At 41.6% G+C, this 24,846-nt stretch carries 21 protein-coding genes and 1 pseudogene; 8 read left to right on the top strand and 14 right to left on the bottom strand.

Annotated features, from left to right (window positions below; translation table 11 throughout):
• Positions 1-9: 9 nt before the first annotated feature.
• The 3 genes and pseudogenes from argB to JOC78_RS17530 all read left to right on the top strand — a co-directional run.
• On the top strand, positions 10-780 hold the full coding sequence (argB, locus tag JOC78_RS15520; RefSeq protein WP_204557674.1) for an acetylglutamate kinase: 771 nt from the start codon (positions 10-12) through the stop codon (positions 778-780).
• Positions 777-1,931, top strand: a complete 1,155-nt coding sequence (locus tag JOC78_RS15515; protein WP_204557673.1) for an acetylornithine transaminase — start codon at positions 777-779, stop codon at positions 1,929-1,931. Before argB ends, JOC78_RS15515 begins: the two co-directional genes overlap by 4 nt.
• 55 nt (positions 1,932-1,986) lie before the next feature.
• Positions 1,987-2,332, top strand: a pseudogene (locus JOC78_RS17530) (VOC family protein); the annotation flags it as partial.
• Positions 2,333-2,424: 92 nt separating this feature from the next.
• Here the strand turns inward: JOC78_RS17530 and JOC78_RS15505 are convergent.
• The 6 genes from JOC78_RS15505 to gatC form a co-directional block, all read right to left on the bottom strand.
• Positions 2,425-2,766, bottom strand: a complete 342-nt coding sequence (locus JOC78_RS15505; RefSeq protein ID WP_204557670.1) for a hypothetical protein — start codon at positions 2,764-2,766, stop codon at positions 2,425-2,427.
• 442 nt (positions 2,767-3,208) lie between these two features.
• The gene (locus JOC78_RS15500; RefSeq protein WP_204557669.1) at positions 3,209-3,970 is read right to left on the bottom strand and encodes an alpha/beta hydrolase; all 762 of its coding nucleotides are present in this window, start codon (positions 3,968-3,970) and stop codon (positions 3,209-3,211) included.
• Between the two features lie 73 nt (positions 3,971-4,043).
• Positions 4,044-5,030 carry a nuclease-related domain-containing protein gene (locus JOC78_RS15495; protein WP_204557667.1) on the bottom strand — a complete coding sequence of 329 codons (987 nt, stop codon included), beginning with the start codon at positions 5,028-5,030 and terminating at the stop codon, positions 4,044-4,046.
• A 384-nt stretch (positions 5,031-5,414) separates the two neighbouring features.
• Entirely contained in the window at positions 5,415-6,845 is a 1,431-nt protein-coding gene (gene gatB, locus JOC78_RS15490; protein ID WP_204557665.1) for an Asp-tRNA(Asn)/Glu-tRNA(Gln) amidotransferase subunit GatB, read from the bottom strand.
• 12 nt (positions 6,846-6,857) lie between these two features.
• Complete coding sequence (gene gatA / locus JOC78_RS15485) at positions 6,858-8,315, bottom strand: Asp-tRNA(Asn)/Glu-tRNA(Gln) amidotransferase subunit GatA (protein WP_204557662.1); 1,458 nt, start codon at positions 8,313-8,315, stop codon at positions 6,858-6,860.
• A gap of 13 nt (positions 8,316-8,328) precedes the next feature.
• A complete protein-coding gene (gene gatC, locus JOC78_RS15480; RefSeq protein ID WP_204557659.1) occupies positions 8,329-8,619 on the bottom strand; it encodes an Asp-tRNA(Asn)/Glu-tRNA(Gln) amidotransferase subunit GatC in 291 nt (96 codons plus the stop codon).
• Between the two features lie 414 nt (positions 8,620-9,033).
• Between gatC and putP the strand changes: the two genes are divergently transcribed.
• From putP to JOC78_RS15455, 5 genes are all read left to right on the top strand, one after another.
• Positions 9,034-10,515 (top strand): sodium/proline symporter PutP, encoded by a 1,482-nt coding sequence (putP, locus tag JOC78_RS15475; protein ID WP_204557657.1) that lies wholly within the window; start codon positions 9,034-9,036, stop codon positions 10,513-10,515.
• Between the two features lie 150 nt (positions 10,516-10,665).
• Positions 10,666-11,328 carry a type 1 glutamine amidotransferase domain-containing protein gene (locus JOC78_RS15470; RefSeq protein WP_204557654.1) on the top strand — a complete coding sequence of 221 codons (663 nt, stop codon included), beginning with the start codon at positions 10,666-10,668 and terminating at the stop codon, positions 11,326-11,328.
• Between the two features lie 121 nt (positions 11,329-11,449).
• Entirely contained in the window at positions 11,450-12,430 is a 981-nt protein-coding gene (locus tag JOC78_RS15465; RefSeq protein ID WP_204557652.1) for a zinc-binding dehydrogenase, read from the top strand.
• A gap of 40 nt (positions 12,431-12,470) precedes the next feature.
• Positions 12,471-12,761, top strand: coding sequence for an antibiotic biosynthesis monooxygenase (locus JOC78_RS15460; protein WP_204557648.1), 291 nt, complete (start codon positions 12,471-12,473; stop codon positions 12,759-12,761).
• Between the two features lie 106 nt (positions 12,762-12,867).
• Positions 12,868-13,737: a LysR family transcriptional regulator gene (locus JOC78_RS15455; protein WP_204557645.1), complete on the top strand. Its 870-nt coding sequence runs from the start codon at positions 12,868-12,870 to the stop codon at positions 13,735-13,737.
• A gap of 55 nt (positions 13,738-13,792) precedes the next feature.
• Here the strand turns inward: JOC78_RS15455 and aceA are convergent, their stop codons facing one another.
• The 8 genes from aceA to JOC78_RS15415 form a co-directional block, all read right to left on the bottom strand.
• Positions 13,793-15,079 carry an isocitrate lyase gene (gene aceA / locus JOC78_RS15450; protein ID WP_204557640.1) on the bottom strand — a complete coding sequence of 429 codons (1,287 nt, stop codon included), beginning with the start codon at positions 15,077-15,079 and terminating at the stop codon, positions 13,793-13,795.
• Between the two features lie 31 nt (positions 15,080-15,110).
• Positions 15,111-16,703, bottom strand: coding sequence for a malate synthase A (aceB, locus tag JOC78_RS15445; protein WP_204557629.1), 1,593 nt, complete (start codon positions 16,701-16,703; stop codon positions 15,111-15,113).
• Positions 16,704-17,156: 453 nt separating this feature from the next.
• Positions 17,157-18,308, bottom strand: coding sequence for a CamS family sex pheromone protein (locus JOC78_RS15440; RefSeq protein ID WP_204557708.1), 1,152 nt, complete (start codon positions 18,306-18,308; stop codon positions 17,157-17,159).
• 27 nt (positions 18,309-18,335) lie between these two features.
• Positions 18,336-20,345, bottom strand: coding sequence for an NAD-dependent DNA ligase LigA (ligA, locus tag JOC78_RS15435; protein WP_204557621.1), 2,010 nt, complete (start codon positions 20,343-20,345; stop codon positions 18,336-18,338).
• A gap of 17 nt (positions 20,346-20,362) precedes the next feature.
• Positions 20,363-22,570, bottom strand: coding sequence for a DNA helicase PcrA (pcrA, locus tag JOC78_RS15430; protein ID WP_204557619.1), 2,208 nt, complete (start codon positions 22,568-22,570; stop codon positions 20,363-20,365).
• A 40-nt stretch (positions 22,571-22,610) separates the two neighbouring features.
• Positions 22,611-23,297: a heptaprenylglyceryl phosphate synthase gene (gene pcrB, locus JOC78_RS15425; protein WP_204557609.1), complete on the bottom strand. Its 687-nt coding sequence runs from the start codon at positions 23,295-23,297 to the stop codon at positions 22,611-22,613.
• A gap of 190 nt (positions 23,298-23,487) precedes the next feature.
• Positions 23,488-23,787: a YerC/YecD family TrpR-related protein gene (locus JOC78_RS15420; RefSeq protein ID WP_204557607.1), complete on the bottom strand. Its 300-nt coding sequence runs from the start codon at positions 23,785-23,787 to the stop codon at positions 23,488-23,490.
• 17 nt (positions 23,788-23,804) lie between these two features.
• Complete coding sequence (locus JOC78_RS15415; RefSeq protein WP_204557604.1) at positions 23,805-24,839, bottom strand: DUF3048 domain-containing protein; 1,035 nt, start codon at positions 24,837-24,839, stop codon at positions 23,805-23,807.
• Between the last annotated feature and the right edge of the window lie 7 nt (positions 24,840-24,846).

Genomic DNA, 24,846 nt, shown 5'->3' with positions numbered 1-24,846 from the left:
GAGGATTTCATGAAAACAGTGGTTGTGAAATGCGGCGGAAGTGTATTAAAGGAATTGTCTGAGGATTTTTTCAGCAGCATGAAGGAGCTGCAAGCGAACGGCTACTCCATCATTTTAGTTCACGGCGGCGGGCCTGAAATCAATGCCATGCTAGATGCACTAAAAATCGAGAGCGAGTTTAAAGATGGTTTGCGTGTCACATCAAAAGAAGTGCTAGAAACAGCGGAACTCGCCCTTGCTGGCAGTATGAACCGCAAGCTGGTGCGTCTTCTTGAACAGCATGGAATTGCTTCAATTGGCTTAAATTCAAGTGACAATGGACTAATGCAAGCTGAATTTATCGATAAGGAACAGCTTGGGTACGTAGGCGATGTCACGAACGTGAATAGCGACCTGATTGAAATTCTATGCCATCAAAATGTAGTGCCGGTACTGACTCCAATCGCTGCTGGACCTGACGGCACGGTATTAAATGTCAATGCAGACCATGCAGCTTGTGCGGTTGCTAACGCTGTATCCGCCGATCATTTCCTGATGGTGACCGATGTGGACGGAGTTCTTCATAACGGCGAGCTCGTTTCTCAGCTGACTGAACAGCAAACGAACGAATTAATTGAAGCAGGCGTAATCAGCGGCGGAATGATCCCGAAAGTAAAATCGGCCCTTAAAGCATTTTCCGATCATGTGCACCACGTCCATATCGTGTCTGGAAAGAAGCCATTTTATGAGCAAGGCGCATGGCATGGCACAGAATTTACGAAAGAAAAGGTGACTGTATGAGTTATTTATTTCCGACTTATGCCCGCTGGAATGTCACGCCGGTTGAAGCAAAGGGCGCTTGGCTGACCGATAAAAGCGGCAAAAAGTACTTGGACTTTACTTCTGGCATCAGCGTATGCAATTTGGGTCATGTGCCTGATCAGATCAAAGAGGCTGTTGAAAAACAGCTAGGTCTATTCTGGCATACATCCAATCTATTTCAAATTGAGCTTCAGGAAGAAGTAGCGAAACAGCTGACGGATGCTTCCGGGCTTGATTTAGTCTTTTTCAGCAACAGTGGTGCCGAGGCGAATGAAGCAGCTATTAAGTTAGCTCGAAAATCAACCGGCCGCCAGAAAATCATTACATTCATTGATTCGTTCCACGGCCGCACATTTGCTACGATGGCGGCAACTGGACAGGATAAAATCAAAACAGGCTTCGGCCCTATGCTCGAAACCTTTGAATATGTGGCATTAAATGATTGGGAAGCTTTGCAAAAGGCTGTGGATGAGCAAACAGCAGCCATTATGTTTGAAGTGATTCAAGGCGAAGGCGGCATTAATTCTGGTGAGGCGGAGTTCCTTCAAAAAGCGCAGAAGCTAGCTCAAGACAACGGTTCTCTGATTATCATTGACGAAGTACAAACCGGCATCGGCCGGACGGGAAAACCGTTTGCGTTTCAGCATCTCGGCTTAGATCCTGACATCATTTCCGTCGCAAAAGGAATTGCCAGCGGCCTTCCACTTGGCGCTATCGTTGGCAAAAAAGAACTTGCTGAAGCCTTTTCCCCTGGTTCCCACGGTTCTACATTCGGCGGCAATCCCGTATCCCTTTCAGCAGCTAAAGCTACGCTAGAAATGATATTTGATGATAGCTTTCTAAAGCAAGTGAAAGAAAATGGTGAGAAACTTGCGTCCATGCTTGAAGCGGAGCTATCTTCCGTTTCAACCGTGAAGAAAATCAAAGGAAAAGGAATGATGATCGGCATCGAACTCACCGAAGAAGCCGGTCCTTACGTAAATGCCGCACGCGAAAAACAGCTGTTAATCTTAACAGCCGGCACTCATGTCTTACGCCTTCTTCCTCCTTTGAACGTAACCGAAGAGGAAATGAAACAGGCTGTAGCTATTTTGACTGAAGTGATAAAACACCCCGTTCGCTCAAAATAGAGATATCTAATTGGAAAGAGGATCAATCGTCCATCTGTCGGCATTGATCCTCTTATTAGTTGCAAAAGTTGAAAGTGTGCAGACGTTTGGAGAAATGCCTGAAAACCTTCATTACCCCCCATTCCTGCTGAAGTAAAAAACCGTATTTTACATGCCCACTTAAAAGCGATGACACTGACCTCATGATTTCAGATATATTCCCAGGTCAGCCATACCAGCTTGGATCACAAGTAAGTGTATCCATCAGAATAGACTGTGCAGAAAAGTCTAAAGAAGTGTTTGAGAAATTAGCAGAAGGCGGCAAAGTATCTATGTCGCTTAAAGAAACTTTCCGGAGCCGATTATATGGACAAATAACGGATCAATTCGGCGTGGAACGGCAGGTTTCAACGCTCCATTGATTTACTTTTATTATTAATAGAAACAAAAAAAGGGCGCTACCTATTAAACAAACAAAATATGTAGTGCCCTTTCTATGTACGGAGGGATTATATTACCATTCCCTCCACTCTTCCGTTATATCTTCATCAGAGTGCACACCAGCAAGCTGTGCAGCTTCATCGATAAACTCGCATAATTCTTCTCTTTCTTCGGTTTCGATAAAATAATCATACTTCTCATTTAATTCATTCAGACTTATGACCACTTCCTCTACACATTCCATGACCTCTTCCTGCGAGGGGTTAGTTAACGCTTTTAAACGAGTCATGTAATGATTTAAAACTTGATCTGCAGCACGAATGTTTTCCTCTGTGAAAATATCGTCCTCTTCATCCATTCTCTCTTTCCATTCCAGTGTCGGCTTATTGTTCAGCAGTTCATCAAAAGAAGTCATGATTTCCTCCTGTGTCTGTGTAAGTAGTTTGATATAATAATTCGATACACGGAAGGTTAATTCCTTCTTCCTCATTCATGTAGAATGATATACTAAGATAAATTCAGCCGAATAGGGGCCGACTATGATTTATGTAAAATTTTTTATTTATCAATGTTCTCTATTTACCACGCTATTCGCCATCAACATTGTCTTTGATCAATACATTAGTAAACCATTTACTCGAATTGATTTCATTGCCATCTGTATTAGCCTTCCGATCACTATACTTACTTTCACTATCGCTAGTAAGTCGTATATTCGATTTAACGGTATTCGACTGCGAACTAAAGTTTTATTTTTAATACCGACATTTATTTCATCCGTGCTTTTGTTAGGTTTATTAGAGCAACTTTTCTTCAATTAAAAAGCAAAGGACCTGATCCTTTGCTTTTTAACATGATTAAGCATAAGCGCGCATCGACGCATGTCTCCAAATAAAACGAGTGGCAGCTTCTGCAATTTGGTCTTTATCATGATCCATAGATGCTACATGATACGAATTCGGCAGCGTGATCATCTTTTTCTCTGCTGATGAGATAGACTGGTAAATGAAAGTCGTATTCTCCGGCGGGACGACGTGATCCACATAGGATTTCAAACACAGGGCAGGAACTGTTACTTTTGACAAGTTCCGAGGCACTTCTTCCATTAGCTTCTGCAATTCTCTAATCGCATGCACCGGCGCTTTATTATACGTAATCTCAAACACATTCTTTGCTTTTATATCCGGGGCTCCTTCCTCAATAAATCGCGGGGCAGGGGAATTTTTTAAATATTCTAAGCTCGGGATCGATAAGGCCGCATTGATTGTAATCAATCCTTCGATATCATCCACTTCTGAAGCTAATTTGAGCGCCAGCGTTCCACCCATAGATTGGCCCATCAAGAACACTTTTTTTCCACGGCTTTTCAAAAAACGATAACCAAGCTTAAAACTCCGGTACCAATCTTCATGCGTGCACTTTTCCATATCTAAATAATGTGTGCCATGTCCTTTTAGGCGCGGTGCCAGCACCGTAAACCCTTGCTCTGCCAGCTTTTCACCTAGCTCACGTACACTTTGCGGAGTTCCGATAAACCCATGAGACAACAAAATTCCAATTTCATTTCCCTCAAAATAAAACGACTCTGCACCAGGTATGACTGAATATTGCTCTCTCATGCTTAATCTCCTCCTAAAATATTAATTCCGATTATTTTTATAGGTTATATATAATTTAATACATTATATCCGATTAGTCAAGTTGGTTATTGCTGCAAATTGGTTTTAGATCATACGCTCTGCACTTGCTAGGCCCTGAACTTGGTAAATTTAAAATATATAGTAAATGAGAAGCGATGCGACATCCTGAAACCTGTAAAAAATCTCGTAATTGCTTGTTAGTAATAGTAGAGCGAATTAAAAAATAGTACTCTTTTAAAGCGAGGATATGAGCATCTTTAGAGCGATGTTGACAGGAAGGACATTCCCACTTCCGCTTTATTCTATCCATAGAAAATTGGTGACACTTCGGGCATTGTATACCTTTTCGGATTTCATTTTCGGAAATTTGATACCAGGCAAGGATATCAGACTCAATAAAAGTATGATGCTTATTTAGTAGAAACGATATTTTTTGAATATCTTTTTTCTTAAATATTTCAGTTGGTTGATTCTGTGCGAGATTAGTTAAGTAATGAGGAAGCTGTTCTATTTGAATAATATTCTGCGCAATGCGGTGATTGTTTGCGGAGGTTTTGATTATCGCTTTGGGGTTGGAAAAAACGGCCACTGTATATATTGGTGCTTCTAGATATCCGTACAGTCTAAGCCATTCTTTTAATAATAATTTTTGGCGATCTGTTTGTAAGATTGGGTTGATAAATCGTTCTTCCTTTTCATCAACAATTCTAATCATTTGTTGAAATACGTCATCAAAGTAAATTGTTCCTGCGATATTCTTCATTTCGATTATTAATAAATAGTATGGGGTTAAGAGCAGGGTATCAATTTGAAAGAACTGTTGGCGGATGGGGAGTCTTAAATCATGGAGGAATGTATAATCTAGGTTCGGAAGAAAGTCTAAGTAATAGTCAATTGATTGTTCACCCCGGAACCCAGCTTTGGCAATAGCCAAGTCTTCTTCAATACGTAAACGCTTAGAATGATTTGCCGGTAACCTTTTTAATAAAGATTCTAATTTTAATATCCTTATAGGTATGCCTCGCTCTTTAGCGATCATGTCATCTCTCCTTAACAAGTATTAATCACTATTTCTGCGCAAAAGTTACTAAATCCTTTCTAGATTTTGAGATTTATCTAAAAATATCCTTTTATTTTTTCTAGTAGGATTTAAAATACACTCAATCAGCTACTCTACTTTCACTCACTTCACCTTTCTTTTCATTCACGCCCGTTTGTTTTCATTCACTCCCATGTTCTTTTCACTCGCATGAATTTCTTTTCATTCAGCTACTCTATTTTCACTCACTCCACCTTTCTTTTCATTCACGCCCGTTTGTTTTCATTCACTCCCATGTTCTTTTCACTCGCACGACTTTTCTTTCACTCGTACTACAAAAACCCCTCAAGCTTCGCTTGAGAGGGCCTCCATACTATACTTCTATTAACGTTTTTTAATCTCTTCCAGCAATAATTTATTCAATACAGGTGGGTTGGCTTGGCCTTTTGAAGCTTTCATAATTTGTCCAACCAAGAAGCCGATCGCTTTGTCTTTACCATTTTTAAAGTCTTCGATCGATTGTGGATTAGCATCCAGAGCAGCCGATACAAATTTCAGAAGTTCGCCTTCGTCAGAAATTTGCACAAGTCCTTTTTCTTTCACGATCTTCTCGGCATCTCCGCCATTTTCGATTAGCTCTTTGAACACTTTCTTCGCGATCTTAGAAGAAATTGTACCTTTCTCTATTAAACCGATCATGCCCGCAAGACCTTCCGGCGTTAATGCCACATCAGACAATTCTTTGCCTTCCGCATTTAAATAGGCAGATACTTCACCCATCATCCAGTTAGATGCCATTTTCGCATCAGCGCCCGATTTCACAGTCGCTTCAAAGAAGTCGGAAATTTCTTTCGTCAACGTTAACACTTTCGCATCATGCTCCGGCAAACCTAACTCACTGATGTAACGCTTTTTGCGCTGATCCGGAAGCTCAGGAATGCTCGCGCGAACACGCTCTTTCCATTCTTCATCAATAAAGACTTCCAATAGATCTGGCTCTGGGAAGTAACGATAGTCGTCCGAGCCCTCTTTCACACGCATTAATAGCGTTTTGCCAGTCGATTCATCGAAACGGCGTGTTTCTTGCTCGATGATGCCGCCAGCGTTTAACACATCAGCTTGGCGCTTCTCTTCATACTCCAGTCCTTTACGAACGAAGTTAAACGAGTTTAAGTTTTTCAGCTCAGCCTTCGTACCGAACTTTTCTTGACCGTATGGACGAAGAGAAATGTTCGCATCACAGCGAAGAGATCCTTCTTCCATCTTACAGTCAGACACTTCTGTGTACTGAATGATTGCTTTTAACTTTTCCAAGTAAGCATACGCTTCTTCTGGCGTGCGAATATCTGGCTCAGAAACGATCTCAACGAGCGGAGTTCCTTGGCGGTTATAATCTACCAATGAATAGCCGTCGCCTGAGTGCGTCAATTTCCCTGCATCTTCTTCTAAATGAAGACGGGTAATACCGATTCTCTTCGTTTCGCCGCCGACTTCGATCTCGATCCAGCCGTTTTCTCCAACTGGCTTATCAAATTGAGAGATTTGGTAAGCTTTCGGATTATCCGGATAAAAATAGTTTTTACGGTCCCACTTCGTTTCTGTGTTAATTTCACAGTTTAACGCCATCGCTGCTTTCATCGCGAATTCTACCGCTCGCTTGTTCATGACCGGCAAAACGCCTGGATAGCCAAGGTCAACTACGGTCGTATTTGTATTCGGCTCGGCGCCAAAATGAGCAGGTGCCGTCGAAAAGATTTTTGATTCTGTTTTTAATTCTACGTGGACTTCTAATCCAATAATCGTTTCAAAGTTCATTGTTTTCACCCCTTACAGCGTTGGTTTTTGTTTATTGAAATCAGTCGCTTGCTCGTACGCATGCGCCACACGATATACTGTTTTCTCATCAAAGTGCTTACCGATAATTTGTAAACCAAGTGGCATATCATTAGAGAATCCACAAGGAACAGAGATGCCCGGTACGCCTGCCAAGTTAACAGGAATCGTTAGAATATCGTTTGCATACATCGTTAATGGATCATCAATGATCTCACCAATTTTGAACGCTGGTGTTGGAGTCGTTGGACCGATAATGACATCATAATTTTCAAAGACATCTTCAAAGTCCTTCTTAATTAATGTACGGACTTGCTGCGCTTTTTTGTAATACGCATCATAGTAGCCAGAACTTAACGCAAACGTTCCAAGCATGATCCGGCGCTTCACTTCATCACCGAAGCCTTCTGCACGAGTCTTCTTATATAAATCAATCAAGTTATCCGAGTTTTCTGCACGGTAACCGTAACGGATGCCGTCAAAACGAGCTAAGTTTGAAGAAGCTTCAGAGGAAGCCAATAGATAATAAGTAGCTACACCGTATTTAGAATGCGGAAGAGAGACTTCATCCCAAGTTGCGCCAAGTCCTTCTAGCACTTTCAAGGCATTCATTACAGACTCACGCACTTCTTGAGAAACACCTTCACCTAAATATTCTTTAGGCACAGCAATACGCAAGCCTTTCACATCGCCAGTCATTCCTTCAGTAAAAGAATCGACTGGTACGTTTGCAGATGTGCTGTCATGAGGATCTACACCTGAAATCGCTTGTAAAAGGTAAGCATTATCCTCGACATTACGAGTGATCGGCCCGATTTGATCCAAAGAGGAAGCAAAGGCAATTAAACCAAAACGAGACACGCGTCCGTATGTTGGTTTTAATCCGACAACACCGCAGAAAGCAGCTGGCTGACGAATTGATCCGCCAGTATCTGAACCTAGTGAAAAGGGAACTTCACCTGCTGCAACAGAAGCTGCTGATCCACCTGAAGATCCGCCTGGCACATGCTCGACATTCCAAGGGTTGCGTGTTTTTTGGTAGCTTGAGTTCTCTGTGGAAGATCCCATCGCGAACTCGTCCATATTTAACTTCCCAATTGTGATCGTTTCAGCTGCATGAAGCTTATTCATAACAGTCGCATCATAAATAGGATCAAAGTTGCTTAAGATTTGACTTCCACTCGTCGTGCGAAGTCCTTTGGTTACGATGTTATCTTTAATACCGATAGGCATACCAAACAACAGGCCTTTAGATTCGTCTGTTCCGATTTTAGCCTGCAATTCCTCCGCCTTTTGGCGAGCTGCCTCTTCATTTAATGTGATAAATGCTTGTACTTTATCTTCGACTTCATTAATTCTTTTATAAGACTCATCGACTAAGTCATTAATTGACACTTCTTTCTTATGTAAAAGATCATGAAGCTCAGTCAGTTTATGATCGAAAAGTGACATGGGTTTCCCCTCCTTATTCAATAATGGACGGCACTCGGATTTGTCCATTTGCTTGATCCGGTGCATTTTTTAATACCTCTTCTTGTGATAAACCTGGCTCAGACTTATCTTCACGAAGCACATTTTTCATATCGAGTACATGTGAAGTCGGCTTCACACCTGTTGTATCTAATTCATTTAATTGTTCTGCAAACGTAATAATCGCATCTAGCTGAGTTGTGAATTTCTGTGCTTCTTCCTCAGTGATCGCCAAACGGGCTAAGTGAGCGACATGCTTAACTTGTTCTTCGGAAATACGTGACATTTTCCTTCACCTCCAAATAAAATAAAACGATGAAAATACTCTTAATTTTATCAAATTTCACTTCGTCAAAGCAATAAAGCAACAGGAACTGCCTTGATGACAGTGCATTGCACATAAAGATTATTTTACCACGAACCCTAATCTGATAATAGCTACATCCATAAAAATCACCAATAAACAACAGGAATTTGTAATATAAGTAAAAATTATCGGTTGTTATAATTCAGAATATTTTTACTTTAACTCCTTTTTGTAACCGTTTTCATCCCTATAACCTTCATGGTTACAGCGTTTTTAAACGTGTCAAGACAGCTAGCAACTTCCTTGAACCAAAATAAAATCTTTGCTAGGTTTAATAACGTTAAGCTTTGTGAACACTAATGTCACAATTAAAATCTATAAAGGAGAGATTTGGTGAGTATTGAAATATTTATATCATTGGCCATCTATTTTATCGCTATGATCGGTATTGGCCTCTATTCATACAGACAAACGTCTGATCTGTCTGATTACATGCTTGGCGGACGAGGATTAGGTCCCAGTGTAACAGCTTTATCAGCGGGTGCATCTGATATGAGTGGCTGGATGTTGATGGGACTACCTGGTGCAATGTATACCACGGGGCTATCAAGTGCTTGGTTAGCAATTGGTCTAGCAGTCGGTGCATATCTAAACTATCTGCTATTAGCTCCTCGTTTGCGTACGTATACAGAGATTGCAGATGATTCGATTACTATCCCAGACTTTTTTGAAAAACGCTTCATGGACAAAACTAGGATCTTACGACTAGTATCTGCTATTGTCATTATTACTTTCTTTACCCTTTACACTTCTGCCGGACTTGTATCTGGAGGCCGCTTGTTTGAATCAGCGTTTAACATGGATTATCGGGTAGGTTTATTCGTTACAGCAGGAGTAGTTATGGCATATACACTTTTCGGCGGATTCTTGGCTGTGAGTTTGACAGACTTTGTTCAAGGCGTGATCATGTTTATCGCGTTAGTCTTAGTACCTGTCGTTGCATTTACGGAGCTCGGCGGTATTTCAGCTGCTATGACAGAGGCTCGTGCCATCGATCCAAACTTAACGGATATGTTTAAAGGTACATCCTTTCTAGGCATCGTCTCGTTCCTAGCCTGGGGACTTGGTTATTTTGGACAGCCGCATATTGTCGTTCGCTTTATGGCGATTACAAATGTGAAGGATTTAAAAGTAGCCAGACGAATTGGAATGGGCTGGATGATTGTGTCCATTATTGGTGCACTAGCAACCGGTCTTGTCGGAATTGCTTATGTGTCAACTAAAGGAATGGAGCTTGGCGATCCAGAAACAGTGTTTATCGTTTTCTCTGAAGTATTGTTCCACCCGCTAATTACAGGATTCTTATTGGCAGCGATTTTAGCGGCGATTATGAGTACGATTTCTTCTCAGTTGCTTGTTACTTCTAGTGCGTTAACTGAAGACTTTTACAAAGCGTTTTTCCGCAGACAAGCCACAGACAAGGAATTAGTTTTGATTGGAAGATTAGCTGTTTTACTAGTAGCAGTAGTCGGCATCATGCTTTCGTACACGCCGAATGACACAATCCTATCTTTAGTTGGGAATGCTTGGGCTGGGTTTGGTTCAGCCTTTGGTCCAGCGCTTCTATTGAGTTTATATTGGAAGCGAATGACGAAGTGGGGTGCCCTGGCTGGTATGATTACAGGTGCAGTCACTGTTATCATTTGGATCAGCGTACCTGCGTTGAAAGAGCTTATGTATGAAATGATTCCAGGCTTCTTCTTAAGTACACTAGCCGTTATCATTGTCAGTATGATCACAAGCAGACCAGGTAAAAAAGTCAGAGAAACATTTGATGATATGGAAGAAACATTAGAAGATGAATTGAAAAATTAACAAAGACGAATCCTCTTGCCCTATGCAGGAGGATTCTTTTCTTTTATGTATAAATATTTTTATAGGAAGGTCTTTATTTTCTAATTTGTATTATAGGTTGTTGAGCTTTAAGATAAGTGGAGTAAATCACAATCTTAGGAGGAATTTAACATGTCAAAGCATATATTAATGGTTGTCACAACAGCTGATAAAATGAACGAGAATCACGAAACAGGACTATGGCTATCTGAATTTGGAGAAGCTTATATTGAATTCAAAAAACAGGGTTATAATATTACCGTTGCTAGCCCTCTTGGCGGCAAGACACCGGTAGACGAAAGAAGCTTACAAGGAGAGACACCGCAAGAGATTCTCGATACAGCCAAGTATTTAGAGAACACAACCAAGCTAGAAGAACTTAATGGATCACTTTCCTATGATGCGATCTTCTTACCAGGCGGACACGGAACGATGTTTGATCTGCCAGATAACAAAAAGCTCCAGTCTCTTATCCGAGATATGTATGAATCTAACCGAATTGTGGCTGCAGTGTGTCATGGTCCTGCTGGTTTAGTCGGCGTTAAACTATCCGATGGCACTCCTTTAGTTAAAGGAAAAACAGTGACTGCTTTTACCGATGCCGAAGAAAGAGAGACCACATTAGATCGATTCATGCCATTCTTGCTGGAGACACGGTTGCGAGAACTCGGTGCAAATTTTGTAGCAGTATCAAATTGGAACGACCACCTTCAAACTGAAGGACATCTGATCACCGGACAAAATCCTCAATCGACGATTAGTGTTGCAAAAGAAGTTATTAAACAATTATCTTAAGCAGCTGAATGTCATTGAATTGGCAACCATGGTGCTTTCACCTAAATATTTTTCTTGTTTACGCTTGTCGTGGAAAAGGTAACTTACATGTAGCACTGACAAATATAAAGGAGTGTACAAATTGAAAGCTTTATTGCTTAACGGAAAGAATGAGTGGAAAACTATGAAAGTGGAAGAAATCGATAGCCCTACTCCTAAAAAAGGCGAGGTTCTGGTAAAAATTCATGCTGCAGGATTAAACCCTGTCGATTATAAAACCGCAACGAATGGGAATCCCCATTGGCATTATCCTCACATACTAGGTCTAGACGCTGCAGGAACGATTCATGCAGTGGGCGAAGGTGTAACCGGCTGGAAAACAGGAGATCGAGTAGTGTATCACGGAGATTTCAACAAACCTGGTGCCTATGCTGAGTATGGAGTGACGACTGCTCATACTATTTCACGAATTCCCGATACTGTATCATTTGAAGAAGCAGCTGCCCTGCCAACTGCCGGATATACAGCCTACCAGGCATTATTCAGAAAACTGCCGATGTCTTCTATTGAAACCATTCTTATTCATGGCGGAGCCGGCGGAGTTGGAGGCTTTGGCATTCAATTAGCAAAAGCGACTGGCAAGACGGTGATATCAACTGCTTCCGCACATAATCATGAGTATGTGCGGTCTCTAGGGGCAGATTACGTGATTGACTATTCAAAAGAAGATGTGAAGGCTCGGGTGATGGAAGTAACCAACGGACGTGGGGTGGATGCTGTTCTGGATACTGTCAGCAGAGACAGTGCAACCAGTTCTCTAGACATGATCGCCTATAATGGCCACATCGCCCATATTGCCGGAGCACCGGACTATACACATATTAAGCCATTCTCAAAAGTTATTTCTTATCATGAAGTCGCTCTTAATGCGATCCACCATAACCAAGACGAAAAAGCTGAGCGGGATTTAGCTAAAATCGGTGACGAATTACTTTCATTAGTAGCCGAGAAGAAAATTTCTCCATTGGTAGAACGAGTGATTAAAATGGAAGAAGTCCCTCAAACACTTCTAGAGCTGTCAGAACGGCACGTGAAGGGAAAAATTGTGGCTAAAATTCAATAGTGATAGTCTGCCGTACTTGAAAGCCAGAAAGGAATGTGCCGTGGCAATAACAATCACAGCAATCTTAAAAGCAAAAACCGGAAAAGAAGAACTGCTTCGTGAACAATTAATCAAAGTCATTTCTCCTTCTCGTCAAGAAGCTGGATGTATTGAATACATCTTACATGCTTCCATTGAGAATAAAAATGAATTTGTATTCTATGAAACGTGGCAGGATGAAGAATCACTTTTAAAACATATTGAATCCAAACATTATCAAGCCTACCGCCAAGGTACTGAGGATTTGATTGAATCAAGAAATGTTTACCGGCTTGAGAAAATCGTTCAATAAACTTTGCATCGTTCAGTGATGGACGATGCTTTTTTATCTGCAATTCCTCTTTGCTATAATGTAAATTACGAACTTACGCTTATCGAAAGGAAGAAGAATATTTAATATGATTGACTTTGAATGGTACAGAAGTTTTATCAGCATCTATCAGCACCGTTCTGTCTCAGCAGCTGCCAAAGCAAGAATTCTGACTCAGCCTGCCATGAGCCAGCATTTAGCTGCGTTGGAATCAGAAATAGGAGAGCTGTTATTCATACGTGCTCCGCGTAAAATGATTCCAACTGATAAAGGAAAAGAACTTTATACAAAAATTGTACCCTTGATTGAAAATTTAGAGCGTATAACATTAGAAACAAGATACGCTTCTTATACCAAATCGGTACCCCTAATTAAGATCGGCTCCCCTGCTGAGTACTTTACTAAATCCGCATTATTTAAATTAAGCGACCTCAATACGAGGTTTTCAGTTCAATTCAACTTGGCGCACAATTTATTAAAGGCACTCGAAAAAGATGAAGTAGACATGATTATCACTACACAGAAAACACAGGTTGACGGAATAGAATATACTAAAATTGAAGATGAATCTTTTGTCGTTACTGCGCCTGCTGGCTATTCAGGAAATCACATAAATACGAATGATCGGGAAGATTGGCTGAATCAACAAACATGGCTGAGCTTTGGACTGGAACTTCCAATCATTCGAAGATATTGGCGAGTTCACTTTAAAAAACGCCCTGAATTAAAGCCTAACTACATTTTTCCTGATTTAAGAACTATTCTTGAAGGCATTGAGCAAAACATGGGGATCAGCATTTTGCCAACCTATTTAATAGAGGATTCAATTAAACAGGAAAAGTCTGTAATTCTTTTCCCTGAGCTTTCGGTTGAAAATACAATATATGCTGCTTTTAAAGTAGAAAATAAAGATGATCTTCTGATTAAGAATGTCATTCAAGAATTAAAGAAATCCTAGCTATAAAGTTTAAAAGAACCTCCAAGCCGCAGCCTGGAGGTTCTTTCTACTATTATTAAGATTTGCTTGTTTGGAATTGCTCTTCTTCTGTAGAGCCTTTAAGGGCAGTTGTAGAAGATTGGCCGCCAGAAACAACCATGGATACTTGGTCAAAGTAGCCAGTTCCAACTTCACGTTGGTGACGAGTAGCTGTGTAGCCATCTTTCTCAGCATTGAACTCCGCTTGTTGAAGTTCAGAGTAAGCTCCCATTCCACGATCTTTGTAGCCAAGAGCCAATTGGAACATGCTGTGGTTAAGAGCATGGAAACCAGCAAGTGTAACGAATTGGAATTTGTAACCCATTTTACCAAGTTCCACTTGGAATTTTTCAATTGTTTCATCATCCAATTTAGCTTTCCAGTTGAATGAAGGTGAGCAGTTGTAAGCAAGCATTTTGCCTGGGAATTTCTCGTGAATGGCTTCAGCGAAACGACGAGCTTCTTCAAGGTTTGGTTCAGACGTTTCACACCAGATTAAGTCAGCATACGGAGCGTAAGCAAGTCCGCGAGCAATTGCTTGATCTAGGCCAGCTTTCGCACGGTAGAAACCATCCGGCGTACGCTCTCCAGTAATAAATGGAGCATCGTATGGATCGAAGTCGCTTGTAATTAAATCAGCTGCATTCGCATCTGTACGAGCAACAAGGATCGTTGGTGTACCCATTACGTCAGCTGCAAGACGAGCTGAGATTAAGTTTTTAACAGCTGTTTGAGTTGGAAGAAGAACTTTTCCGCCTAAGTGTCCGCATTTCTTCTCTGAAGAAAGCTGATCTTCAAAGTGAACGCCAGCCGCACCAGACTCAATCATGCCTTTCATTAGTTCGAACACGTTCAATTGGCCGCCGAAGCCTGCTTCTGCATCCGCTACGATTGGCGCGAAGTAATCAATTGAATCGTCGCCTTCCATGTGAGAAATTTGGTCTGCTCTTTGAAGCGCTTGGTTAATTCTCTTAACTACGTTAGGCACGCTGTTCGCTGGATATAAACTTTGGTCAGGATACATTTGTCCTGCCATGTTAGCATCCGCCGCTACTTGCCAGCCACTCAAGTAAATAGCTTTCAAACCAGCTTTTACTTGCTGAACAGCTTGATTACCAGTTAATGCACCTAGAGCATTAATGAAATCTTCTGTATGTAGAGACTTCCAAAGTTTTTCAGATCCTCTGCGAGCTAATGTATGTTCAATATCAATAGAACCGCGAAGTTTAATTACTTCCTCTGCCGTATAAGGACGTGTAATTCCTTGCCATCTCGCATCATTTTCCCAAGATTCTTTTAATTGTTGTACGCGTTCGTTAGTCATTTCAAATTCCTCCCCATTATTTTTATATTTATTAAAGAATTTTGTAACCTGGTAAAGTTAAAAACTCTTCAAATTCATCTTCAACAATCAGCTTATTAAACAAATCAGCAGCTTCTTCAAAACGGTTAGACTTAAATACTTCTCCGCCTACTTCCTGCTTTAACTTCTGAAGCTCTTCTGTTTTCAATTCTTGGTACAGCTCCATTGTCAGGTTGCGTCCGTCTTCGAGCACACCTTTTGGATGACGGATCCACTGCCATAATTGCGCACGTGAAATTTCCGCTGTTGCTGCATCTTCCATTAAGTTATGAAGAGGCGCAGCTCCTCGTCCGCTTAACCAAGAAGCGATATATTGAATCCCCACATTAATATTGAGGCGAACACCCTGCTCTGTAATCTCCCCGCCAGGAACATCAATGAGATCCTGTTCAGAAACTTGAACATCTTCACGTTTCTTCGATTCGATTTGATTTGGCTCTTTCATTTCGGCATTAAACGCTTCCATAGCCACTGGCACTAATGCTGGATGTGCCACCCAAGTACCGTCATGGCCGTCTTTAGCTTCTCTTTCTTTATCAGCCTTTACCTTCGCATATGCTTCTTGATTTTTTTCCTCATCATTTTTGACTGGAATTTGAGCTGCCATTCCGCCAATTGCCGGCGCTTTGCGGCGATGACAAGTTTTGATGGTTAATAGTGAATAAGATCTCATGAAAGGCACAGTCATTGTTACTTGTGCGCGATCTGGTAAAATGACATTCTCTTGATTTCTGAACTTCTTAATATAGCTGAATATGTAATCCCAGCGTCCGCAGTTTAATCCAGCGGAATGTTCGCGAAGTTCATATAGAATTTCATCCATTTCGAATGCAGCAACAATGGTTTCAATTAATACCGTTGCTTTGATCGTTCCTCTTGGAATACCGATATATTTTTGAGCGAAAAGGAATACGTCATTCCAGAGTCTCGCTTCGAGATGGCTTTCTAATTTAGGCAAGTAAAAGTATGGGCCACTTTCGTTTTGAACTTGGCGAACCGCATTATGGAAGAAGAATAAACCGAAGTCTAGCAAGCTTCCTGAAATAGGCTTTCCATCTACTTCTACATGTTTTTCTTCCAAATGCCAGCCGCGAGGACGAACGATTGGTACAGCTGTTTCTTCCTTCAGCTCATATGTTTTGCCATTTGGATTTTGGAAGCTGATTGTGCGATTAATCGCATCCCTCATATTGATTTGGCCTTCGATGATGTTTTCCCACGTTGGAGAAGTTGCATCTTCAAAGCACGCCATATAACACTTAGCACCTGAGTTTAGTGCGTTAATCACCATTTTGCGGTCTACAGGGCCTGTAATTTCTACTCGGCGATCCTGCAAAGCCTTTGGCAGCGGGGAAATTTCCCACTCAGTGTTGCGAATATGTTCAGTTTCTTTAAGGAAACCTGGTACTTTGCCTTGGTCAAACTCTTTTTGTCTTTCTTTGCGTTTTTCAAGAAGCTTAATACGCTCATCTCCAAAACGTCTTTCTAGCTGTTCAATGAACTGTAGTGCATCCGGTGTAAGAATTTCTTCAAAACCCGGCCGCATTGGACCTGTTACTTTGATGCCAGCTGTTTGAGTGGCCATTGGCTAAATCACCTCTTTGTTATATTACAGTTATCTGCTGTTATTTGTATTATATAACAGAGTTTTTTAAAAGTGAACCTTTTTTTCAAACAATTTTAAATTTTCATTCGACAAAATTCGAAAAAAGTCTAAAACCCCTTGTCCAATAACGGTTTACAGAGTTTTATAGATGATGTTGGTACCGGTTACAAAACGATTTAAAAAAAGAAATGATGACTGAATAGTCGGTTGGAGGCCGCTTTCTTATTAAAACAGCTCAAGAAGATATGTTTGTGTGTAAACTCGAGGATGTATTTATTCTTCTAATCTATGTATTACTCAAACTTCCATTTATCTAAATTATGTATATGTTTCAATTATATAGAATTATCTGTAAAAAATACACTCGTTTTTTATTAAGGTTTTGTGAAAAGACATACGAAAAAGAACGGGAGAAGATCCCGTTCTAATCTTTTACTTAAAAATGTGTACATAAGGCTCTTCATCCGCTTTTTTGACAATAAGCGCTTCAGGACCGCTTGATGAGGTAATACTTACTTCAATAGGTACATAGGCAGGAAAATGATCCATAACTAACCCTGTCACAAACTGAGTGAAGCCAATAGCTTCTGCTTTTCCATAGAATTGAATAGGAATTTCTACTTTCAAATCTACCAGCTGCTCTCCGTTGTATAGGGCAGTTCCAACTACACCATTGTAGTTTTGAAAATACTTTTCTACGTCTTGTTTAAAGTTTAAGAAATACGTCGTGTCATCTCTATGATCCTTTTCTGCTTTCGGGGAAGGAAACATATAGTATTGCTCCTCTACCTTTTCCCAGCTGCCGATGGATCCTTTTCCCGCATCTAAGTGGGTATAAGCAATAAAATTGCCTGGAACAACTGAATTTTTTGCTTCTTGCTTAAACAAGGCAATAGTGACAGGAACATCCTTTAAGTCTTTATGATTTCGGACTCTTTTGGCGACTTCTTCAGCAATTTTTTTTCCTTCTCGCTCCATCTCTTCAGGGGGGATTTTATAATCATAAACCGCACCGTATTGTTCTTTTTGGTAATAGTGCACCGAATTAAGCGCAAGGCCGATGACTGCCCCTCCAAGCTTCAAAGAATTATCTTCCGTTTTCACTAAATAATCATGTTCCATAATATGTGAGAGATAGACAGGGCTTCGTTCATTGCGCTGTTCAATAGAACCCTTGCCGGGATCGATTGGATTTAATCCTGCATTCTCATCAGGTTTAAGCTTCTTTTCTTTAGCCTGTTCGTCAGTAAATTTGCGATTAAGCCAGCGCTCTACTGTCTCTTTCTCTAGGTATTGTCCCTCTTGAAAGAGGTATTTGTTTGGATTAAATTGATTTTGAGCAATTCTCATCAGCCCAGTTTCAAATTCGATAATATCATAGCGAGTATTTAAATTAGATACAACCATGCCTCTTGCTTTTCCAGGCTTAAATGGAATAATGCTGCGATAGTAATCATCAGAAATTTGATGGTTGGGAATAATTGCTTTTTCTTTGTTGCCGTCTTTTTGAATCACTTGTTCTTTTTTTTCGATATTTGGTGAGCAGCCGCCTAATAAAATTAGGGCAGCTGCTGCAGCCGTCATCCACTTTTTCTTCAAAAAAGCCACCTCTTACTTATTAAGTTCATCCAATAGCCTTTGCTCGTCCCATACCTCAACATTTAATTCATTTGCTTTATCTAATTTCGAACCGGCATCTTCACCAGCTACCACAAGGTCGGTTTTCTTGCTTACACTGCCTGACACTTTACCTCCAAGTGCTTCAATACGATCTTTTGCTTCGTTTCTAGTTAATTGATGCAGTTTTCCCGTTAGTACAATTGTTTTCCCAGCAAAAAATGAGTCCGATTCTGCGACAGATACTAGCTTCGGTCCTTTATATGTCATGTTCACACCCGCAGACCGAAGCTCTTCCATAAGTTCCTGCGCTTCAGGCTGGGCAAAATAAGCCACAACTGCTTCCGCCATTTTGTCACCGATCTCATGAATAGCCGTCAACTGTACTATATCAGCCTTCGCTAACGCATCCATCGTCTCAAAATGCTGGGCAAAAGTTTTAGCGGCTTTGGCTCCTACATGGCGAATACCAAGACCAAATAACAGCTTCTCAAGAGAATTACTCTTGGATGCTTCGATCGCTGCAAGTAATTTATCTGCTGATTTCTCTCCCATGCGCTCAAGGCCAATTAACTGCTCTTTTGTCAGCGTATATAGATCTGCCACATCATGAATTAACTGTTCGCGATAAAGCTGAGCAATGACTTTCTCCCCTAACCCATCAATATTCATGGCATTTCGGGACACAAAGTGGATCATCCCTTCTCGAATTTGAGCAGGGCATTTAGGATTGATGCAGCGAAGAGCGACTTCGCCTTCAAGGCGAACCAGCTCACTCTCGCACTCTGGACAATGCGTAGGCATCAAAAACTCTTGCTCATCACCTGTTCTGCGGTCTGTTATGACGTTAACCACTTCAGGAATAATATCTCCGGCTTTCTTTACGACCACATAATCCCCAATTCGAATGTCTTTTTCTCGAATCAGATCCTCATTATGAAGAGTCGCTCTTTGAACAGTGGTACCAGCCACACGCACAGGCTGAAGAATGGCCGTAGGTGTCACCACACCTGTTCGGCCCACATTCAATGTCACATCAATCAGCTGCGTGACCACCTCTTCAGCTGGGAATTTGTAGGCAATCGCCCAGCGAGGACTTTTCGCAGTCGTACCTAGTTCTCTCTGCTGTTCCAATGAATCCACTTTCACCACAATACCGTCAATCTCATATGGCAAGTCCGGACGTTTATCCGCCCAGCCTTCTATAAACTGGATCACATCCTCAATCGTCGAACAGACTTTTCTTTCTTTGTTCGTTTTAAAACCGAGCTCGTCCAAAAGATCTAGCCCTGCACTATGTGAAGTAACACCTGTTTCTCCAGGGTTCGCTACTCCATACAGAAAGATATCCAGCTGACGTGACGCAGCGATTCGCGGATCAAGCTGCCGGAGAGAACCTGCCGCTGCATTCCGGGGATTGGCAAACGGCTCTTCTCCTTTTTCATCACGGATGGCATTTAATGAGACGAATGATTGCTTCGGCATAAAGGCTTCCCCGCGAACTTCTATCGAAAATGGTTGATTCATCTTTAATGGGATCGAACGAATCGTTTTTAAGTTGGCGGTGATATCTTCTCCCACACTGCCATCACCTCGAGTAGCTCCTTGAATAAACAACCCATTCTCATATTTTAAAGAAACAGCTAGTCCATCAATCTTCAATTCACAGACATACACATAGCTGTCTTCATCAAGCGTTTGTTTCACGCGGCGGTCAAAATCTCTTAAATCTCCTTCGTTAAAGGCATTGCCAAGGCTAAGCATCGGCTGGTCATGCGTCACTTTCTTAAAGGAATCCAGTACTTCACCGCCAACGCGCTGAGTAGGAGAATCTGGTGATTGAAGTGATGGAAATTGTTCTTCAAGTTTGTTTAGCTCCTGCAAAAGCTGATCGTATTCTGCATCGGGAACAGATGGCTGATCCAGCACATAATACTCATAATTATATTGGTTCAGTAAGTTATGCAGCTCCAGTACTCTTTGTTCTGCTGCTTGAGAGTCCATGTTGACCGCCCTTTCTCCTAAGCTTTTTCAATCGGGGCAAATTTAGCAAGAAGGCGTTTAATGCCTGTCGGACTCGGAAAGGCGATATCAAGTTCTACGCTGTCTCCCTGCCCTTTGACACTTACAACCGTGCCTGTTCCCCACTTTTTATGGCTTGCTTTGTCGCCCACTTTCCAATCTGCCTGTGTACTTGCGGTATTCACAGACGGCCTAGTGACAGGACGCTGCGGCGCTGCCGGACGTGACTTCAATCCAAATGGTGTATTCACTTTCTGTCCTGCCGCTTTTTCATCAATTAATTCTTCAGGAATCTCACTGATAAAACGAGAAACAGGGTTCATATTCGTTCGTCCATATAGTGTGCGCATTTGCGCATTTGTTAAATATAATTCCGATTCCGCTCGAGTGACACCCACGTACATGAGACGTCTCTCTTCTTCCATTTCCTCTTCTTCCATAAGCGAACGGCTGTGTGGAAATACACCTTCTTCAAGTCCCATTAAGAATACGACCGGAAACTCAAGACCTTTTGCAGAGTGGAGTGTCATTAAGACAATCGCATCCTGTACTTCCTCTTCTTTTCCGAGCTGGTCAATGTCAGCGACTAGCGCTAGATCAGTTAAGAAGGCAATCAGGCTTTTATCTTCACTGTTTTCTTCAAAGCTTTTCGTAACAGATAAAAACTCTTCTATATTCTCTAAGCGGCTTTGCGATTCAATCGTTTTCTCCGCTTTCAGCATGTCTCGGTAGCCGGAACGATCCAACACTTCCTCTACCAGTTCAGATACGGATAAATACTCTTGCTGCTGTGTATACCCCTGAATTAACTGACGGAAATCAACGGCCGTTTTCGCTGCCTTGCCGCTCAGTCCCATGAAATCTGCTTCCGCAATCGCCTGATACATAGACAAGTCGTTATCAGCTGCATAGCGGGCAATTTTATCAAGCGAAGTAGAGCCCAACCCTCGTTTTGGTACGTTAATCACGCGCTGTAAACTGATGTCATCATCTGGATTCGCTATTAAACGAAGGTAGGCCAGCAAGTCCTTAATCTCTTTCCTGTCATAGAACTTGATGCCGCCGACAATTTTATAATCTAAATTAGACTTGAGCAGAACTTCCTCAATTACCCGGGATTGGGCGTTGGTTCTATACAAAATGGCCATTTCAGACAGCTTTCTTTTACCGCTGTCGGCCATTTCTTTAATTTTCCCTGCGACAAACTGGGCTTCTGTCTGCTGGTTGTCTGCGCGGTAATACGTAATATTCTTCCCATCCGCGTTATCCGTCCAAAGTTTTTTCGGCTTACGGTTTGAATTATTTTTAATGACTTCATTCGCTGCCTGCAAAATCCGCTTCGTGGAACGATAATTCTGCTCAAGGAAAATGGATTGAGCCTGCGGATAATCCTTCTCGAACGAAAGAATGTTGGCAATATCCGCTCCACGCCAGCGATAAATCGACTGATCAGAATCCCCGACGACACATAAATTCTGAAAACGGCTTGCCAGCAGTTTAACTAGCATATACTGTGCTTTGTTAGTGTCCTGATACTCATCGACGTGTATATACTGAAATTTCCGCTGATAAAATTCAAGCACTTCCGGTACACGCTGAAACAGCTGAATCGTAATCATGATCAAGTCATCAAAATCCAGCGCTTGGTTCTTACGCAATCGTTTTTGATAATCTGTGTACACTTCACTGACCACTTGATCCATGTAGCCGCCTTGCCGCTTCGAAAATGTTTCCGGATCAATCAATTCGTTCTTCGCTGAGCTAATGGCGCCTAGAATGGTTCTGGGATCAAACTTTTTTGGGTCCAGATTTTTTTCTTTCAAGATGCTTTTCACAACTGATTGCTGATCGGTTGTATCTAAAATAGTGAAGTTTCGGTTAAATCCAATACGGTCAATATCTCTGCGCAAAATTCTCACACACATGGAGTGAAACGTGGAAATCCATACATCCTCGGATGCCCCGCCAATCACTTTGCTGATCCGTTCTTTCATTTCGCGCGCCGCTTTATTCGTAAACGTGATGGCCAAGATGTTATAAGGGTTAATCCCCTTCTCGACCATTAAGTAAGCAATTCGGTGAGTTAACACTCTCGTCTTTCCTGAACCCGCTCCCGCCATAATGAGCAAGGGTCCTTCTGTCGTTTTGACTGCTTCCTGCTGTTCTGGATTCAGTCCATTTAATAGCTTTTCAGTTAGGAATTGCACTTTCTATCCACCACCTATCAGAACATTTGTTCTTATTATACTATACTTTTACCGCTTGGACGGTTTTAATTGCTTCTTCTACATTGTCATAAATAAAGTTCCCAACGACGATCACATCAGCATATTGAGCCGCTTCTTTCGCCTGTTCAGCTGATTCAATACCGCCACCATAAATCAAGGTCGCTTGTTCAAGCGACTGCTTCGCTGCTTTAAGTGCTTCCATGTCTCCAAATACCCCGCTGTACTCTAAATAAAAAATCGGCAAGCGGAACATTTTTTCTGCCATCATCGCGTAAGCCGAAATATCCTCATGGCTTAAATCTGCTTTGGCTTCTGTCACCTGAGCTGCCTTGCAGTCCGGGTTAGCAATGCAGTAGCCTTCTACTAGTATTTCATCCCAATCCATTAACTCTCCATATTCTTTCACTGCCTGGTGATGCAGTCCTGTCACCCAGTCCGTATTTTGGCTATTTAACACCATCGGAATAAAATATAAATCGAACCCCGGTGTGATCGATTCAATTGTTGATATTTCAAGTACACAAGGAACCGTGTAACGGCGTACGCGAGCCATTAAATCCAATACATTTTCAAGCGTTACCCCGTCACTTCCGCCAATAATAACAGCATCCGTTCCTGACTCACATATTATCTCAAGCTTCCTGTCATCTATCTCTTTATTAGGATCTAACTTAAACACATGACGCCACTCGCGCACATCATACATTCAATTTCCTCCAATCTTTTTTCCATCAAATCATAATTATATCATTACTTAAACGCTGCTAAAACATTTTGAAAAAGAACAAATATACAAGCGCAATATTAGAAACATATTTTTATCGATTTTTACTTTCCTAAACAAAACAAAAGGCCTGATCCCCGGTATGTTTGCCGTTTAGGACCAGACCCTTATTTTATTTTTCCTCTTCTTTTACTCGGTCAAGCACTTCTTTATAAGCATCATTTCCATAGTTTAAGCATCGCTTCACCCGGGAAATTGTTGCCGTTGAGGCACCTGTCTCTGTTTCTATCTTATGATAGGTTTTGCCTTCTTGAAGCATTCTGGCAACCTCTAGTCTCTGAGCGAGAGATTGAATTTCATTAACGGTGCAAAGATCGTCAAAAAACCGGTAGCATTCATCTAAATCCCGGAGTGACAAAACAGCTTTAAACAGCTGATCCAGCTCTTTTCCGCGCAATTTTTCAATTTGCATGGCTTCCCACCCCTTTATTAATTATTTTCTAGATTCACCATTTTCGTCAGCCCTTTAGAAGCTGGAATAATATTGATCCATGTTTTTCCTGGTATAAACCCTAAGGAATTCTCCTCTTTAAACGGAAGGATTCGGCCTCTGACATTCGACCATTCCACTGATTGAACCCATCCATCCTGCAAAAAATACGCGTCTCCCCCAGAAGTTAAATCAATGTCGAGTCTGCCTTCTGCATCAATGACTCGATGATCAGCTTCGATGATTAAAATATTTTTTGCCTGAATGGCTTCTCCAGTTTCCCGGTCCATAGCTTTCTGACCGCCTGCATAGCGTTCATAGCTTCCGCTTTTACTGTTAAATTGATATTCCACTTGAAAAGCGGCCTGTTCAGAATAATTCACTTGAACACGATCTGCTGCCTGACCTGTTAATTCTTTCACTTCCGATTTGGTTAAGAAGCTAAGCGAGTCAGGCGGCACATTCAGCTCAAAGCCGCTTTCATCCGCTTTCTCGTAGATGCCTTCTAACTCTGCATAGGAATTATGAGGCGCCACACGAGACGGATCTCTTTTAAATATCGTTCCATCATTCTGTATCCCATTGACTTGATCAATATCTCCGTTAAATAACATGTCTCTGGCTTCGGGACTGTATCCGTGTGCAATGAACAAGCTCTCGTAGCCTTTTGCCAATTCAATAAAATAGTCTCTTGCACTGCGGACAGGTCCTGCTATTTCAGGCTGTTCACTTTGATAAAAAGCTAGAAACCTGGTTACATTTCCTTCGGCTAATACTTCATACACGAGATCCGCATCGGCTAATCCCGTTTGCGGACGAGCTTTTGGGTGGTTGTTAATCACAATCGCTGCGGCACGATGCTGTGGCGCTGAATCTGATGTTTCTCCCGTTAAAGGGTAGATATACTCAGATTTCTTCTCTTTAGCCGTTACCGTCAGCTCCTCTTCTTTTTGCTGCTCGATCTGTTTTTCTCCCCAGCAGCCGCTAAGCACTGCTGTACTCGTCAACAGCAGCAACATCCCCAATTTTTTCATAACCACT

The sequence above is a fragment of the Bacillus ectoiniformans genome (assembly GCF_016908875.1).
Lineage (GTDB): Bacteria > Bacillota > Bacilli > Bacillales > Domibacillaceae > Bacillus_BX > Bacillus_BX ectoiniformans.
This window is presented reverse-complemented; position numbering and strand designations above follow the sequence as displayed.